At 29.7% G+C, this 17,843-nt stretch carries 17 protein-coding genes; 4 read left to right on the forward strand and 13 right to left on the reverse strand.

Annotated features, from left to right (window positions below):
- The first annotated feature begins 59 nt into the window (after positions 1–59).
- Genes ACUV9F_RS04275 through ACUV9F_RS04285 form a run of 3 tightly spaced genes read left to right on the forward strand, consistent with a single transcriptional unit; the run spans position 60 to position 2,971 of the window.
- Positions 60–272 carry a DNA-directed RNA polymerase subunit epsilon gene (locus tag ACUV9F_RS04275; protein WP_446183129.1) on the forward strand — a complete coding sequence of 71 codons (213 nt, stop codon included), beginning with the start codon at positions 60–62 and terminating at the stop codon, positions 270–272.
- Positions 273–278: 6 nt separating this feature from the next.
- The gene (rnjA, locus tag ACUV9F_RS04280; protein ID WP_446183130.1) at positions 279–1,967 is read left to right on the forward strand and encodes a ribonuclease J1; all 1,689 of its coding nucleotides are present in this window, start codon (positions 279–281) and stop codon (positions 1,965–1,967) included.
- Between the two features lie 38 nt (positions 1,968–2,005).
- Entirely contained in the window at positions 2,006–2,971 is a 966-nt protein-coding gene (locus ACUV9F_RS04285) for a diacylglycerol/lipid kinase family protein (protein WP_446183131.1), read from the forward strand.
- Between the two features lie 20 nt (positions 2,972–2,991).
- Here the strand turns inward: ACUV9F_RS04285 and ACUV9F_RS04290 are convergent, their stop codons facing one another.
- A complete protein-coding gene (locus ACUV9F_RS04290; RefSeq protein WP_446183132.1) occupies positions 2,992–5,097 on the reverse strand; it encodes a BspA family leucine-rich repeat surface protein in 2,106 nt (701 codons plus the stop codon).
- A gap of 312 nt (positions 5,098–5,409) precedes the next feature.
- Here ACUV9F_RS04290 and ACUV9F_RS04295 point away from each other — a divergent pair, with 312 nt between their 5' ends.
- Complete coding sequence (locus ACUV9F_RS04295; RefSeq protein WP_446183133.1) at positions 5,410–5,760, forward strand: MarR family winged helix-turn-helix transcriptional regulator; 351 nt, start codon at positions 5,410–5,412, stop codon at positions 5,758–5,760.
- Here the strand turns inward: ACUV9F_RS04295 and ACUV9F_RS04300 are convergent.
- From ACUV9F_RS04300 to ACUV9F_RS04355, 12 genes are all read right to left on the reverse strand, one after another.
- Entirely contained in the window at positions 5,750–6,034 is a 285-nt protein-coding gene (locus ACUV9F_RS04300; protein ID WP_446183134.1) for a hypothetical protein, read from the reverse strand. The genes ACUV9F_RS04295 and ACUV9F_RS04300 overlap by 11 nt on opposite strands.
- 11 nt (positions 6,035–6,045) lie before the next feature.
- Positions 6,046–6,441 carry a hypothetical protein gene (locus ACUV9F_RS04305; protein ID WP_446183135.1) on the reverse strand — a complete coding sequence of 132 codons (396 nt, stop codon included), beginning with the start codon at positions 6,439–6,441 and terminating at the stop codon, positions 6,046–6,048.
- Between the two features lie 2 nt (positions 6,442–6,443).
- Positions 6,444–7,889, reverse strand: a complete 1,446-nt coding sequence (locus ACUV9F_RS04310; RefSeq protein WP_446183136.1) for a helix-turn-helix domain-containing protein — start codon at positions 7,887–7,889, stop codon at positions 6,444–6,446.
- A 66-nt stretch (positions 7,890–7,955) separates the two neighbouring features.
- Complete coding sequence (locus tag ACUV9F_RS04315; RefSeq protein ID WP_446183137.1) at positions 7,956–9,044, reverse strand: WxLIP family cell surface protein; 1,089 nt, start codon at positions 9,042–9,044, stop codon at positions 7,956–7,958.
- An 80-nt stretch (positions 9,045–9,124) separates the two neighbouring features.
- Positions 9,125–9,706 (reverse strand): WxL domain-containing protein, encoded by a 582-nt coding sequence (locus tag ACUV9F_RS04320; RefSeq protein ID WP_446183138.1) that lies wholly within the window; start codon positions 9,704–9,706, stop codon positions 9,125–9,127.
- Positions 9,696–10,061, reverse strand: coding sequence for an EF2685/EF0750 family sortase-dependent surface protein (locus ACUV9F_RS04325; RefSeq protein WP_446183139.1), 366 nt, complete (start codon positions 10,059–10,061; stop codon positions 9,696–9,698). The genes ACUV9F_RS04320 and ACUV9F_RS04325 overlap by 11 nt, the downstream gene beginning before the upstream one ends.
- An 18-nt stretch (positions 10,062–10,079) precedes the next feature.
- Positions 10,080–12,200 carry a MucBP domain-containing protein gene (locus ACUV9F_RS04330; protein WP_446183140.1) on the reverse strand — a complete coding sequence of 707 codons (2,121 nt, stop codon included), beginning with the start codon at positions 12,198–12,200 and terminating at the stop codon, positions 10,080–10,082.
- A 43-nt stretch (positions 12,201–12,243) separates the two neighbouring features.
- Positions 12,244–12,807, reverse strand: coding sequence for a hypothetical protein (locus ACUV9F_RS04335; RefSeq protein WP_446183141.1), 564 nt, complete (start codon positions 12,805–12,807; stop codon positions 12,244–12,246).
- 147 nt (positions 12,808–12,954) lie between these two features.
- Entirely contained in the window at positions 12,955–13,467 is a 513-nt protein-coding gene (locus ACUV9F_RS04340) for a DUF1307 domain-containing protein (RefSeq protein WP_446183142.1), read from the reverse strand.
- Between the two features lie 128 nt (positions 13,468–13,595).
- Complete coding sequence (locus tag ACUV9F_RS04345) at positions 13,596–14,813, reverse strand: GNAT family N-acetyltransferase (protein WP_446183143.1); 1,218 nt, start codon at positions 14,811–14,813, stop codon at positions 13,596–13,598.
- Positions 14,814–14,822: 9 nt separating this feature from the next.
- Complete coding sequence (gene recD2 / locus ACUV9F_RS04350) at positions 14,823–17,183, reverse strand: SF1B family DNA helicase RecD2 (RefSeq protein WP_446183144.1); 2,361 nt, start codon at positions 17,181–17,183, stop codon at positions 14,823–14,825.
- Between the two features lie 3 nt (positions 17,184–17,186).
- Positions 17,187–17,834, reverse strand: coding sequence for a tetratricopeptide repeat protein (locus ACUV9F_RS04355; protein ID WP_446183145.1), 648 nt, complete (start codon positions 17,832–17,834; stop codon positions 17,187–17,189).
- Between the last annotated feature and the right edge of the window lie 9 nt (positions 17,835–17,843).

A 17,843-nucleotide genomic window follows, 5' to 3' on the forward strand; every position in this document is an offset into this window, starting at 1 on the left:
AACTGTTGATTCGTCAACCACCTGTTCGGATAAATATTTACAAAACAAAAGGAGAACAAATGATTTATAAAGTTTTATTTCAACCAGACAAATCTCAAACACCCCGTAGAGAATCTACACAATCTATCTATGTAGAGGCTAATTCAAAAATTGAAGCACTAGAAAGTGTTGAGAACAATACAAACTATAATATTGAATTAGTACAAGAATTAAGCAGTGATTTTTTAGAATACGAAAAGAAAAATCCTGACTTTAAAATAACGGAATTTTAATTATTAATGTCATTTAAAGTTAATAATGAAGAAGTATTCGTTTTTGCCATCGGGGGCTTAGGCGAAATCGGTAAAAATATGTATGGTGTTCAATATCAAGATGAGATTATTGTTATTGACGCAGGAATTAAATTTCCAGAAGATGATCAATTGGGTATTGACTATGTCATTTCTGACTATCAATATTTGATTCAAAATCAAGACAAAATTAAGGGACTTTTCATCACTCACGGTCACGAAGATCATATTGGAGGAATTCCCTTCTTTCTACAAAAAGTTAATGTCCCAATATTTGCTGGTCCTTTGGCCAGTGCCTTAATTAAAGGTAAACTTGAAGAACACGGTTTGTTGAACTCAACAGAAATGAACGAAATTGGCGAAGATACAGTCATCAAATTTCCTAAAGTCAGCGTTGACTTTTTTAGAACTACTCACTCAATTCCAGATGCACTTGGAATTGCAGTACACACCCCACAAGGAGTGATTGTAGAAACAGGTGATTTTAAGTTTGACTTAACTCCTGTTGCGGGTCTACCTGCTCCAAATCTTCAAAAAATGGCTCAATTAGGTGCCGAAGGCGTTTTATGTTTACTTTCTGATAGTACTAATGCTGAAGTATACGGCTTTAGTAAATCAGAACGTTATGTTGGAGACACTATTCATCAGATTTTTGAGACTATTAAAGGTAGAATTATCTTTGCTACTTTTGCTTCTAATATTTATCGTGTTTCTCAAGCAATTGATGCTGCATTACAACATAATAGAAAAGTAGCTGTTTTTGGAAGAAGTATGGAATCAGCTATTACTAATGGTAGAGAGCTGGGCTATTTACATATTCCAGATGACATGTTGTTAGATGCTTCTGAAATAAATAAACTTCCTGCTGAAGAAGTTATGATTTTATGTACTGGTTCACAAGGTGAACCTATGGCTGCATTGAGTAGAATTGCTAATGGTTCACACAGACAAATTACCATTCAACCTGGTGATACGGTTATTTTTTCAAGTAACCCTATTCCTGGTAATACTGCTAGTGTTAATCACGTTATTAATCTTTTATCTGAAGCTGGTGCTGAAGTTATTCATGGTAAAGTAAATAATATTCATGCTTCTGGACACGGTGGACAATTAGAGCAAGAACTAATGATTAGACTTATAAAACCTAAATATTTTGTACCTATTCATGGTGAATTCAGGATGTTGAAAATTCATACTGAACTAGCTCAAATGTGTGACGTTCCAAAAGAAAATTGTTTTATCATGGAAAATGGTGATGTCTTAGCTTTAACTAGCAATTCAGCACGACCAGCTGGACATTTTCCTGCTGATGACGTTTACGTTGACGGAAATGGTATTGGTGATATTGGTAACGTCGTTATTCATGATCGTAAGATGTTATCAGATGAAGGCTTAGTAATCGTTGTAGCTACAATTGATTATAAGAAAAAAATTGTACTAGCTGGTCCTGACATTCTTTCTCGTGGATTTGTCTATATGAGAGAATCAGGAGAATTAATCAGTCAAGCGCAAAAACGAGTTTTTCATATCATAAAAAATACACTAAATGATCCAGAAACTGATGCTACAGATGCAATTTTAAAAAGCGCTATTATAGATGGTCTACAAGATATGCTTTATAAAAAAACAGAACGTAATCCTGTAATATTACCAATGTTAATTTCAGCATCAATTTAAAAAAAGACCCTTTAGGGTCTTTTTTACTGAGGGTAACTATGAATTATAAAAAAATATACGTAATACTAAATGAACATGCGTCATCTGGACGTTCTAAAAAGCGTGGTCACAAAGTTTTTGAAATTCTTGATGAACAAAATATACCTTATACTTATGGAGTAACAAAAAAACCAGATGATGGAATAAGGTTAGGAAAAGAATTCGCTAATTCTGAGGAGTCAAAAAATTCTTTACTATTAGTAATTGGCGGTGACGGTACATTAAACGAATGTTTAAATGGAGTTCGCCAATCAAGAAATCCTCTTACCCCTATCGCTTATATTCCTTCTGGTTCAGGTAATGACTTTGCCAGAGGATTAAATTTAGAGACGCATTTAAACACTATTATTAATAATCTCGAATCTGATATTTCAACTAAAATGGTAGACATAGGTAAGTTTATTGATGATGAATCAAACGATAGCTATTATTTCGTTAATAATATCGGTATTGGATTTGATGCTGCAGTTGTAAATGCAACAAATAATTCTAAACTAAAAAAAATATTGAATACTCTTCACTTAGGTAAATTGTCATATGTTTCGCAATTAGTTAAAGTTTTTTTTCAACAAAAATCCTTTAACTTGCAAGTTTCTGACTTTACTACAAAAAAAGAATTTCTTTTTGAAAATGTATTTTTAGTTACTACGACAAATCACCCTTTCTTTGGTGGAGGAGTTCCAATAATTCCAAATGCAGATCCGTTTGATCAAAAATTAGATTTGATTGTTGTTGATTATATGAATATGTTCAATATCATCAGGCTGTTCATAAAAATGTTAACTAATGGCACACACATGAGTGATTACCGTGTGCATCATATCACATCAGATAATATCCATTTACAGACTAACAAGCCTGAATACAAACAAATGGACGGAGAAGATTTTGAGAAAAGTAATGTCAATTTAACATTTAATGTTTCACAACATCCATTCTTTATAGTAAATAAAAACGAAGACTAACAATTAGTCTTCGTTTTTATTTACTTATTTGGAGCATTAACTTCTGACCACGTTAAGGTCGTTTGATATGAGCCAGTGTAATTATCAGGATTAATAGGTTCAAGTAGCCCCTTATCAGGATCGTTCAACCATTTTAATTGACCATTTGCATCAAACTCGATATTTATTGGTGAATTATCAATGCTTTTATTAACACCACTGTCATCAACAAAAACAATAGAATCTAATTTTTTATTGCTATCTTTTGTTGTCCATTCAGTACTTTGTTGTACCTGGAAGTGTTCATCTTTATTATTAAGTTTTATTTGACTCCATCCTTGATCACGCTCATCTAGTACAGAAGAGTCTTTTATAGTTACATCTTTAAAAGTTAAGTTTTTAGGTATTTCAATGTCTGGTAATGGATCAGTGATCTTTAATGTACCAGAAGGAGAATCGGAAATTTTATTTTTAGCACCAGTTAGATCATCTTGGATTTGAATTTTTAATGTACCACCGTGTTCTAATACTAGTTCACTTGTTATTTCACTTTTAGGAATTGTAAAACTATAAGTCTCTTTTGAATCACTAGAATTATTAACTTTTACAATCTTTCCGTCAGAAAATTGATAAGCAACAACCTTTCCAGTTCCTCCAGACTTACTCGACCAATTACCGCTTACTACAATATCTTTTAAATCATTACTCATCATTTGATTAGGATTTAATGTTATTGAAGTTACCTTTGGAGGTTCGGCGTCTATATCATATAATCTGTATGTTCCTTTAGGAGATTTATTACCGTCAAATTCACCATTTGTTAATGTGGTACCAGTTTCAATATTGGTCCAAATATGTGTGGCATCAGAATTAGGAAGTTGTACTGAGGTTGTAAACTTTTCCCCTAAAGTAATTTCTTTTAGTGAATTCATCCCAAAAAACGTATCCTCTGCACTCTTAACATTTGAAGTACTCCAATTTTTTAAATTCAAACTAGTAATTTTACTTAAACTATTGAACATTCCATCCATATTTTCAACTTTTGAAACATCCAAATTTGTTACATCAATACTTTGTAAATTAGAAAAAGAAGCTACTATTGATCCAACATTATTTGATCCAAATAAATTAGTACTATCTTTGGGTGCATAAATAATTTCATTATTATTTGTTTTGAAATCTATTGAATTTATTTTGTCATTTCCATAACGACGCTTTATTTCATTAAGATCAACATTATTGGTTTGTCCTTCAAAAGTTGTTAATTTACCTGACTTATCAATGTACCAAGGAGAGGTACCATTAAATCCATGAGCTGGTCCAGGAGCTATATTAAAGAACATTGATACTGATTCAACTGGTTGTGCAGCAGGCAAGCTTGTACTAAAATATGCAGATCCGCTTGGTATTCCGGACTTATCAATCTTTATATCTGTATCAACTGGAGTTTCTTGACTGATAAATTCATGATTTGTACCTTGTAGATTCCCCTTATATTGCCCCAAAAATTTTTTATTCTTATCATAAAAAATAAACCTTGTTTTGGTATAGTCTCCACCATTATGTAAATACTTATTTATCCCTTTTAGTCTAAAAGTCAGACCTGTAAAATTTTCTGGTAATTTAATCTGATAATAAGCATTATTTATATGCTTACCGGTTGGATCAGGAACTAGTGTTCCATCACTTGAACTTATTGATTTATCTGGAATAACTGATCTACCATTCAAAACATCCTCAGACATTCCATCAGACAAAGTTCCATCCTCTGGATAAAAGAATACTCGACCACCTTCACCTATCTCATCTTTTTGAGTCACATTACCATTATCGTCAGCTACTAGGTCTTTTCCATGATACGATTTTGGATTTATGGGCGATATTTTCCCATTTGCAATATTAACCAAAACACTTGGTTTGTTAGATAAATATCCTGATAGTTTCGAAATAGTGGCTGATGCGGTACTACCACTTACTGTATCAGTTGAGATATCAGCCGTGTTAGCTCCCAAGTTACTGTCTGCTTTACCTGTTAAAGCTGCAACAATTATATTACCTTCATCGGCATTTGCTATAGTGTTCTTATTTATGAATAAGGTTGACATATTTATAAGAATAACTAAAAAAAATATTTTAAATAACTTCATACTTAATCCCCCAAAAAACAGCATATTTATATACCCCGTATACAAATATCGTTAATAATAGTATACAACATTTATTAAAAAACAAAATAAAATAACTTATAATTGATAATTATTTAAAACGCTTGGTTATAATATAAAAAATTATTATCTCAGTTAATAAACTTATTAAATCAATATCAAATAAAAATTATGAATTATTACATTCTACCTTTGTACTTTTTTTTGTTTCTATTGAAAAACTATAAAAACAAATTTAACTTTTAAAAATTCCAGGTTGTCTATACTATATGTAAAAGCAATAGGAGACAAGTAATGATCAAAAAATATAACTATTTAGAATTAAACAATTGGTATAAAGATCAAAATTTTTTAAAAAATAAATTAAATCAAATCACATTAAAAAATGGCTTAACATTCTCACAGTTTAGTGTGCTTTTATGTATAACGGAGGCGGAAATAAGTACACCTACAGACATCACAAATGAATTACATACTTCTCGTTCTTCTATTTCAAGAACAATTAGAGGACTTCAACAAAGAGAACTAGTTGCCAAAATTTACGGAACGGATAATGATCAAAGAAAAATTATTCTTCAAGTAACTAAAAAAGGTAGTGAAGTTCTTGATAAAACAAAAAAAGATTTAAACCAATTTAGTTTTTAAATTGATTTAAATCATATTTACTGCCGCTTTTAAATTTTATAGTTTTATCTGGATCAATTTTTACCCCTTTAGTATCTCTAAATTTTATGGTGACAGTATTCTGATCATTTTTATACCTTTTAAAAACTTTTTGAATTTTGTACACAAATGAATTGGGCTCATAAAAACTTACTTTTGCATTTGCTGAGTTATCGCTACTAGATCCTTGAGCTTGATTATTCATGATTCCCAAAGCAAATACAGAGTATATTAATCCAAATACTATTTTATTCATCATTAATACTCCTATTCTTCTGTAGTTCCATACAATAATCTGCCTGATAACACTTTAACAATATCACTTGTCACATAGCCTCTTGGATCAGAACCATGTATATCTTTTAACAAATTAGAGTGCATATATATATTATCTTTTAACACATCTAACTCATTTTGTTTATGTATTATTCTATGCTTATCAACTTTTTCATAAATAAATTTCACTGTAATATCTTGAGACAATATTCCAGATAGTTTACCATTTGATGAAACAAATTTATATAATTCTCCTCTACTATTTCTATAAAGATTACTATCATAGATATATCTATGATTACTATGTCGATTGTCGTCAGTCACAGTAAAAAATGACGTAATCAGAGAAAATATCATAAATCCATATACTTCTTTTTTTATTTTCATTTTTAAACTTCTTTCTTTAAATCCAATACTGCATCCGCAAATTCCTTCCAGTCAGTAGCACTAGGTGGATTTTTCCATATTATTTTTTTGCACTTAACATTATCTATTTGAACATCAGAAACCAAGATATCAGTATATTGATTCAATTCTTCTTGGATAACAACATTTAATTCACGATATGATTCTATATTTTTTGAAATATATTTGGTATATAGATCGCCACGTGAGAAATCTACATATACATAAACTTTTCTTTGTAATATATCTAGCGGGATTGCATCAATAAGGCTAAACATCAAATCATAATATACACCGTTTAATGTTAATGAATTCAAATTATTCTTTGTATAAAATTCATTATTATTCAAGAAATCAACTATTATATTATGAAAAGCAAAATAGTTCTCTTCAAAATATTTACTTTGCTGCTTCATATTAAAAGTCACTGGAATCCAAGGAAACTCTTTTAGTCTTTCATGAATTAAAGTGATATTTTGATATAATTTTTTCACATTATTTCCTGGTAATAATTTATTTTTTTTCAAAACCTCTAAAAAATCATTTGAAATTCTGGTAATATCAATATCTTGATTTTCACTAATTCTCATTAACAATTGAGGCGTTATATTTAATCTAATGAATTCATAAAAAAATTTTTTTTCATTTATTAACTTGTCATTACTATCTATATAGTCAGTATTTATAATTTTATGAAGTTCACCAAAAACTCGATTTATTTCTATTCTTCCGACATCACTTATTTTCTTTGATTTATCAATTAAATAATTATTTTTTATTCTAATATGATTAACACCTATAAAAAAACTTAACTTTTGAATTTGTGTGAATGGAATATGTTTTTTATTAGCCCTTATGACCATATTAATTCCATATATAACCATTTCAATATATTCTTTTGTTTCATCATCAAAAGGTACATTTTTTTCAGAGAAAAAACTATAAAAAACTTGATACATAAAGTTTCTTATATCAGTTTCTCTTCCTTTAAATTTTGATGCTCCTAAACTAATATTAAAATTTTTTAGTATTTCATTAAGCTCATGGGTTATTTTATATGCCTTTGTTCTACTGACATGTTTTTCTTCAATAAATTCAGAAATATTCTTATTATACAAACTTATATATTGAAAAAGTTCAAATTTCTCTGATTTATTTATATACTGATACCTTTTATATTGAATATAATCATTTGTTACACTGAACCATTTAACGATGTCATCATTAATACTAATCTTCAAACTCAAAAAAACTTTCCTATCCTCTTCTTGTTCAAACAATATACCATCTAAAATTTGATTAAATTTATACCTAGAAATTCCGAAATATTCTAAAAAATATGCTACTGTTAATTCAGAATTATCAAATAAATTAAATATTGTTAATAATAAAATTTTATATTGATCATCTTCATTTAGTAATTCATCCATACACGCTTTCCTCAATTTTCAAAAAAACAGACACTATAAATGTCTGTTTTATTTTCTTTGTTTTAATTATTCATCAGATTCTAGCTGTGATACTTTTGCCTTTAACTCCTCTAACTCTTTTCTTTTCCTAATTGATCTTTTTCTAATCAAAATTCCTATTATTATAATAAAAATAAAAACTATAACACCAATTTGAACGTATAACCATGTATAATCTTCTTTAACTGTGACATCTTTAGCATTGTATTTTTGCGCCTCCTTTGATTTAATATCAAATCTCTTTTCAAAGTGCCATTTTCTATTCCCAGTTGCTGAAGCATCAATAACTAATTTATATTTACCAGGTTTAAACTTGTCACCGTTAAGGTATGTCACCCATTTAAATTTTGAATTAGGTGCAACTTGCAGCATATCCTTTTTTGTTGAGTAAAGTAGCTTATTGCTATCACGATCATAAATCCTTTGATTAATCTTTAATTGGTTAACAAAATTTGATTGATCATTAATTAGTTCAGCTTTAAATGTGTTACGATAATTAACTTGACCAATTCTTACCTGACCTGGCTTTAAGTTACCCTTTGAATTTTCGGTTTGACCATGAAGAACGATTGCTTCACTATATGAATACTGATTCTTAACTCCCATCGTTCCTTTAGCCTTTTGTTTAATATCACTAAGTTTTTCGACAAAGTTAATTCCACCAACTAATAAGCCATCATAATTTTGTCCAGGCATTTTGACCATATAACTAACTGTTTGAACAGAATTAGGCTGTAACGTTAACTCAGGAGTATTTGTCTTAGCAATATCAGACATTTGATACAACAAACTTTTGTCAGTTTTAGCATTTGATTTACCGTATACAGTAACCCCACTGTCACTTGTAGTAGCACTAGTTGCATAAGTATCAACGTGAATAACTCTATTAGTATTATTTTTCACTTGTACCTTAACTTCTGTTTGTTCATTAGTTTTTAATTTCAAGTCATAATAAGAAACACTTTTATCTAATTGCTTATTAGACTTTACTGGTCCAACCTGAAAATCAATACCACTAGCATTAACTATTTGAGTATTTTGATTAGTAATTACTTTCATTCCTAATAGAAGAAATAAAGTTAATAATATTTTTTTATTCTTTAAATTTATACGCATTTTTATACCCCAGTTATATTTCTTTATTTTAGGAATAAAAATAATAAACTAATCAATTAGCTTATTATTTTTATTATTAATTATTTGTTAGCTGGTGAGTCTAGAAGAGTCCAGTTAAGAGTTGTTGTATATGTATCAGCAAGTTTTGTTGAAGCACCTGGTACCATCAAGCTTGATTTTCCAGCTTCAACATCCATGTTGGAAACTCCGTTACCGCTACCTTTAGGAGCTGTCCATACATCAACAGCATTTCCTGTATTGATTGCAGCATCAGTAGCTGGTGTTGTTCCTGTAGCTGCATTAGAACCATTAAATGTTATTTCTGCACCCTTAAGTAGGTCACCCTTACTTGTTTTAAACTCGTTAGCTTGTTGAACTTGAACTTTCCATCCTTCATTGCTACCACGAAGATCTTGTACTGAAACTTTTCCAGCATTTTCATTTGAATAAGTTTCATCTGCGGCTGAAATTGGATGTGAGCCAAAGTTCAAGTCTGAAACTTTCAATAATGTAAGAGCCCCTTTATCAGGTGCTGTAAATGTTACGTCTGAATCTGATGTTCCTGTAGTACCATTAACTGCATTTGCAGCCATTGCTGGTGTTGTTGAAGCTAGTGTTGCTAATAATGTTGCTGATGTGATTACTAAATTTTTAATTTTCATAATTAATTCCCTCTTTTTTTGTTATTGTAAAAATTGTTATTACTAATATTAACAATCCGATTAATACTAAATATTCACTATTTTGCGTACCTGTTAATGGTAAAGTTTTTTTGCCATTAATATTTGCTACTGGTGCTGATGGTTTTGTAACAACAACGTCGTTATTACCGTCATTGTCTTCACCTTTACCTGGCTTGTTATTATCTGGCGGTGTTGGATTTCCATAGAAACCAACACTACCTGCACTAGTACCATTATCACCACTAGTTGTTGCAGCATTTACAGAGCTTATGCTAAACATAAGACCACTAACTAGTGTGAGTACTACTAAACTTATTTTTTTATATAATTTCATATCTTTTCTCCTCACTAGTTATTTATTTGCTACACCATCTGATAGTGTCCACTGTATCGTCGCATTATATGTATCAGCACGTGGTTTATCAGGACTAACTTTAATCTTCAATCCTTTATCATTGTTCCATGAACTTGAAATATTAACATCATCAGGTGATGTTGTTTCATGATCATTAACAATTGGTACAGTACCATTCAATGCCATTGGTTTATCACCACTACCATCATTATAGAAAAGAATGTCTTTCATTTCTGAACCTGTTTTTTTACCCTTGAAATCTTGAGTAAGTTGACCGCTCAATGTCCAAGCTGGCTTATTATATAGATTTCTAGTATCGCTTATAACTAAATCTGCATCTTTACTTTCTACATTAAAATCATGTTCTTTATCAGCAAATAATTCATGCGTCCCAAAACTTAAAAAACTTGGTGCTGATTTGAAAGTTAATTCTCCTTTAGAATGGTAATAATAAGTAACTGTAATAGGATCATCAGTATATTGACCAGTTGCATTATTTGGCAACTTATTTGTATCTAAATCATAATTATCAATACTTTTAGATGTTGTTGAATATGAATCACCGTAAGCACCAGTAAAAGTATCATTTGGAGCAATTTCAGTATTAGTATCCTCGTCCATGTACTTCACAATAACTTGAGCTTTTTTATTATGTTCGACAATGTAATGGACCTTTATATAAACAGTATTCCCATCGGAATCAGTAACTTTATATGTGACTTCATACGTTCCAGCTTTGCTGGTATCTAATCCGCCATCATTTTCAACAGCAATTTTAGAAGTTAAATCACCATCTTCAACATCTTCAGCAGTTACCCCTTCATGTTTATTAAGAATTTCATCCTTATTGCTACCATAAACAACTTGTTTATTATCATTATCTAAATACATTCTTGGAATAAACTTATCTGAATTAGGCTGAATATCATAGTTCACTTGAAAATGATCTGTATTCATACGATTAGGTGCTACACTTGAATTCCATTGATCGATAAATGCTCCATATTGTAAAAATACATCAACAATAGGTTTTGCTTGTGGTGAACTTGATTTAATTGGCATTACAATTGCAAAATAAGATTCGTTCTTTGGAATATCTTCTTTTGCAGTAATTCCAACTGTAAAGTCTCCCATTTTACCGTGTCCGTCATAAAAAGATCCATTAGGTTTACCATTACTACCATAATATCCCTTAATTATTTTGAACTTATTTGTTATATTTTCCTTTGTTACTGTGTTATAAACATAAAAATGATCATAATCAAGCTTAGCCCCAGTATCATTACGAATAGAATACAATGCATAAAATCCATTAGTATATGCTTCTGAAGTATTTCCTGGCTTACTACCTGGAGTAGATGCAGTATGTCCTCCTGCATTAGCCCAATCAGTGATCGAGTCAAAACCTGGCTTAATATCAACTACCCCAGTACCATTAATATTAGTAACAATTGGTGTTGAATCACCATCATTTGTAAAATGTCCTTTAACCGGTTGATCATAAGTGTCACCACCATCAGAACTTAAAAATGTAGCCTGAGTCAGTCCTGCGACCTTGATACCATAACCATTCCAGTAATTACTACCCCAAGAGGTAGGATCTACAGTAGGCTTAATTACTTCAACATCTGGATTAGTGATATTCATATTACCCCAGAGAGTTGAACTTGCTGTGTATCTATATGTACCTAAGTCCTTAGCAATTGCCGTCATCCTAAAGCCAATATTTCCCGTACTACCTGAGACTTCATTTTTAAACGTAATAGTAATCACGCCAGTTGTCGAATTTCCTGTTACATTAATGTATGATGGTAAATTACTAACACTAAGTGTACTTAAGTCTATTGATTTTCCAACACCAATATTTATTGTTGTACCTGCTGGAATTGAATCACTGGAAGTTACAGAAGTTGAAAAATCAAAACCAATGTTTGTACCTTGAGTAAATTTATTACTATCAGATCCTACTACTTTCATCTCATATTTAGGGATAGATAAAGGCGTCTTAGAATCAGCATTCGAAATATTTAGTGGCACTGTAATTTCCCCAATAACTAATGCTAAGCAAATAGCAAAAATTGATAATACTGCTTGAAACTTTTTAATATTATTTTTCATATCTTCCTCCTCATTTGTTGTTGATATCTTCTTAGGAACACTTTTAAACAAAGTTTTTTACTAAGCTATCCCCGGTATCATAGCGGTTAAGTGAAATATTTTTATTGTATTTTCTCAAGTACTGCAAAAAATCAGAACAGCTATCGTTTCTTTCAATAATTATTTGATCTGAAGAATAACCAATAATTTGTGCTAACCTATCTAAATAATATTTTTTTCTTTTCTCTCTTCTTTTTTTTAGCTTTAATATTTTATATTTTTGGTTTTCATAGTTTTTACTTCTTGTTTTTTTTCGTTCTAATTTATTTATTTCTTTTTTAATCTTAAAATCTAATTTGCTATTAATATTTAAATTTATTTTTATATTAAAAAATCCATTTATTTCTGAACCACTTATAGATAACTTTAGTTTTTTTAGTCTAGGGACATTAAAAATTAGCTCACAATGATTTTCATTAATATTTATATAGTTAAAAAATTCTTTATATAATTGATTGTAATTAATAGTTTCGTTGTCTATTTTTTCAAAAATATTTTGAATGTTACATTCTTCAAAGGCTTTTTTATTTATTAATTTTTTTGAAATTCTCCTTTTATATTGATACATAAAATTCCTCAAGTGTATTTTCTATAGTTAATGCTTAACCAAGTAATATATTAGTATAATAAGGTTTATGTTAATCGAAGCTTTGTTTTAATTTTTTATCTTACAAATAAAAAAAACAGACACATAATTTTGTGTCTGCTTACTTAATTATTTTTTCTCTTTAAATCCTTCTTTATTCAAATCCTTAGTTAGCTTTTTCAAACTGATTTGTTTTTTACCGGATTTTAATCCATTAATATTTGTTTGTGATATTTTGCTTAAATCTTTATCACTTATTTTACTGTAATCAACAGTTACTTTTATTTTCACTTTTGAACTTTCATAATTTGCTTTTATATCTAATCCGTTAATGTTTTTGTATTTTGAAAATTCTTTTTTTAATTCTGAAATCATTAAATCTTTTGATTCTTTAGTTGCCTTTTGCATCTGTGCTTTTAGATCTGGATCCATACCACTTGTATCTGCTTCAAGCGATGTTAAATCCAAAGTTGTATTAATTTCTTCTTTAAATACCTTGTCACCGTGTGCATATGCCATTAATGATGTTTTGGCATATTTTGTATTACTTACAAATTCTTTTTTTGTTATAGATAAACTACATCCCGCTAATACTCCCACTAATAATAAAAGTGAAAAAAATAATTTTATCGTTCTTTTCATACTTGACTCCCATATTTAAATTTATTGCTTAATTTAAAATATCATTCTCTGAACAATTTACAATAGACCACACCAATTATTTACATAGACAATAAAAGCACTTTGCAATTATGCAAAGTGCTTTTATTTTAGAAATAATCTGAATAATATGGAGTTTCCATTGGAATTATATTTTCCAATTCTCTTACTACATTATGAGTTGCTTGTAGTCTTTCAATATTTTTTAAATATGATGGTCTCTTATAACTCATTAACATTGTACTTAGTGTTTGAATATCACACTTAACTTCATGTCCAATTGGTTCATTCGATACTTCAATCTTTCCCTGTTTATTCCAATGAATTCCAAATATTCCATTGTTATCATCAACTAAAGGATCGGTGATTTTAAAATGAAAGTCTTTATCAATTTCTTCAAATGGATATCTCATCAAAAATTCTTTAACATCAACTATTCTGGCCATAAAATATGGTTCTATCGTTTCTTTTATATCTCCATCATCTAATAAAAATGCCAGTGGCTCATCTTTATAGATGTTTCCTCTTACTTTTTCTATCATTGAAAAGTGTGCACTTATGAAGTTCCAAAGTCCAACACGTGCCTCTTGTTTTAAATAAATTAATTCTTTGATGTGAAATACTTCATTAGCTATCCAATATATGATATATCCTTGTGGCTGATTATTTTTATCATAATAAATAGCAGCCATTCTTTCTTCTTCATTTTCCCAGCGCCAATATTCATCCCAATTTAATTGATTTCGTATCATTGATCCGTGTGTTTTTTTTGCGAATTTATCATAAGTTGAAAATATATCCTTATCGTCTACTTCTGTTCTTTCAACTCTACCCTCTACATCTTTTACTTTAGGAAGTTGAGTATCCTTTAGTTCAAAAGTCATATGATCAGACATTATTTCCCAGCCTTTTTTTCTATAAAAAGGAATACTGTAAGGATATAAATATGATATTAATTGACCGCTTTCTTTCATATGATTCAATGCAACTTTTACAAGATCATGCATAAGGCCTTGTCCAGCGTATTCAGGATAGGTTCCAACTCCAGTTAGTCCACCCATTTCAAATATTCTTCCGTGGATATTTACTTTACATGGATAAACTGCAAGTTGTGAAACAAGTTCATTCTTTTCATTAAACCATCCTATTACGTCAGAAGTGGCTAAAACAGGAAGCTTTGCCCTTTGTATTTCTCCTTCTTCATATCCACTTTCCGTAAGTTCTTTATCTGTTACTTGAAATACATATCTTAATAAGTCATTAAATTGTTCTACGTCTTTTGCTTCAACTGGCTTTATCTTTAAATTTTTTCGAACACCGTCGTCCATTTTTTTCTCCTAATTATTAAAATCATAAGGACTAATATTTTCCATACCTATCATTGGGTCTATATTACTATCTAAAATAATATCATTTGTTAATTCATAATTTAAATTTTGTGGTTCACTTTTTTCATCAACTTTTAAATTAAATGTTTTTACTAGCCTATTTATCAAAGTTGTTGCACGTTTACTTGAAACATCATTTATTGCGTCTACATATGCTTTTTTGTCACCTAACATTATAAGCATTGATTTTGCACGAGTTATCCCTGTATATAACAAGTTTCTTTTCAACATTCTTTTAGCTTGTCTAACAAGCGGCATTATTACTAATTCAAACTCGCTTCCTTGTGCCTTATGAATTGAAGTACAGTATGCAAGTGTAAATTTGTTCCAATCAGATCTTGAATAAGATATTTCTTGGCCTGAAAAGTTAAAGTGCAACTCGTCTGTATTATCATCACTATCTTTAGCATAAGTAATTCCCGTTATTAACCCTATTTCACCGTTAAAAACATTATTTTCTGGATTATTCACTAGATGAACCACTTTATCTCCGATTCGATAATCAAAGTTACCGAATTTAACTGTTTTTTTGTTTCCCTCTAAAGGATTTAAAATATTTTGAATTATTAAATTAAGGTTATCAATACCTGCGTTTCCTTTATACATTGGTGCTAATACTTGAACATTATCTATATCAAAACCACGTTTTTTAACACGAGATATAACTTGTTCTATCACTCCAGGAACCTGTTTGTCGTTACATTCAATAAAACTTCGATCACTGAAATTTTGAAATAATTCTTCATTAATAACTCCTTCATTTATATCATGAGCCAGCTTTGTAATCGAAGAATCACTGTCTTGCCTATATATAAAATTAAGTTTTTTTGTTGGAAGTGCATTACTTTGTATTAAGTCGGAAAAAATTTGTCCTGGTCCCACTGAAGGAAGTTGATCTTTATCCCCAACAAGTATTATTTGTGTTCCCGGATTTATAGCACTTAATAGTTGCTTAAACAAACTAATATCAACCATGGACATTTCATCAATAATAATTAAGTCAGCTTCAATCTCACCAACTGTTGCATCATTTATATCATCATTACCGTTTAAACCTAATAAACGATGTATCGTACTTGCTGGTAGCCCCGTAGTATCCGACATTTGCTTAGCAGCTCTTCCAGTAGGTGCTGCAAGTGCAACTGGAAATGCTGTTCCTTTATAATCGGCTATATCTAAGGACTGATTATGTAACTTTGAATAAGTCGCTACAATTCCATTAATAATTGTTGTTTTTCCTGTACCAGGCCCTCCAGTTAATAAAAATATTGGCGACTTCAATGCTTGTTTTATTGCCATTGTTTGTGAATCGTCATATGTAATTTTCAGTTCTTGAGCAGATTTTTCGATTGCTTTGTCTAATTTTTTATCATCAATCTTAATTTTAAAGCCATCAGAAATTAACTTTAGATTAGAAGCAATTGTCCATTCAAAATCATATAGATATTTTAAATAAAGTCTTTTATCTTCTCGAATGATAAACCCATCGGTTGCTAATTGAGCAACTTGTTTGGTAATTTTTTCTTCCACATTTTCAGTGAAACGACTACTCATTAAAAGCTTTTGAGTTTCATTGATAAGTATCTCTTCATTTGCGTACGTATTTCCTTCTAGTGAAGATAATAAGTTTAAAACGTGTAATATTCCGCCTCTAATTCTAAAGTCATTATCAACTTCAAATCCTAATTCTTCCGCGATTGAGTCAGCTTTTTTAAAACCAATTCCATTTATGTCTTCAACTAATTTATATGGATTATTCATTACTGTTTCTAATGTATTGGATCTATATGCTTGATATATTTTAGTAGCAATTGTGTTACCAATTCCTAATTTATTTAATTCAAGTAGAATCTGTTCTGTTTCATGATTTGATTGAACTTGTTCATAAATCATATCTTGCTTTTCTTTACTTAAATGCAAATTGTTTAAAACACTTTGGTCCTTTAAAATACGTTCTATAGGATTGCTACCAACTGTATTAATTAGTTTTTCGGCTGTTTTTTTACCAATCCCTGGAAATAAATCACTGGAAAAATAATTTATTAGACTTTGTTTATCAGTTAATTTTTTTTGAGAATATGAATCAGACTTAAACTGTTTTCCATATTTAGGATGACTTACCATTTCACCAATGAACTCATAAGCCTGTTCTTCATTAAGATCACCAAAATAACCCGTAATAACAATCTCAGGTTCATTCCAATCTGTATTAGTTTCATCAACTGCAACTAGAACAATCTTAAAAAAGTTATCCGGGTTTTCAAAAAATATCGATTCCACCGTTCCAACTATATATTGTTTATCATCCATAAATTATTTTTTACCACTAATCAATTTTTGTATATCATCTAATCTTTTTATATTGTCATTATAATATTTAGAGTTTATTTTTTTTGATACCGCAAAATATTTTTGAGCATCTTTTTCATTTAGTACTGTCAAACATAATGCAAGATTGAAGGTGTTTTTTTCATTTTCTTTAATATCTGCTGATTTTTGATAATAATCTTTTGCTTGCTTAATATTTCCTAAACTTAACAAGATATCACCGACTAATTCAAGATATACTTCATCATTTTTATTTTCTGATGCGGTTATCGCATATACCAAAGCTCGATTATTATCTCCTAATTGTTGATAACACTGAGCAAGCATATACATTGAATCATTTGTCTTAATAGAATTAAAGACATCTATAGCTTTATTATATTCACCTTGAGTGTAATAGATATTTCCAAGATTATAATCAATAGTTTTTTCGTTTGGAAAAAAATTCTTAGATTTTAATAATAGTTCTTCTGCTTGTTGCATCTCGCCACCATAAGTTAGGTATGTTGATAATTGTAATATTAAGTCTAGTTGCTCAAAATCTTTTGATAACGATCTAGTAAGTAATATTACTGCTTCTTGTTTTTTATCAGACGAATATAATCTTTCAGCTTCTTTTGAAATTTCACTCATTATTTCCAC

This window comes from Daquilactobacillus linshuiensis (assembly GCF_052828685.1).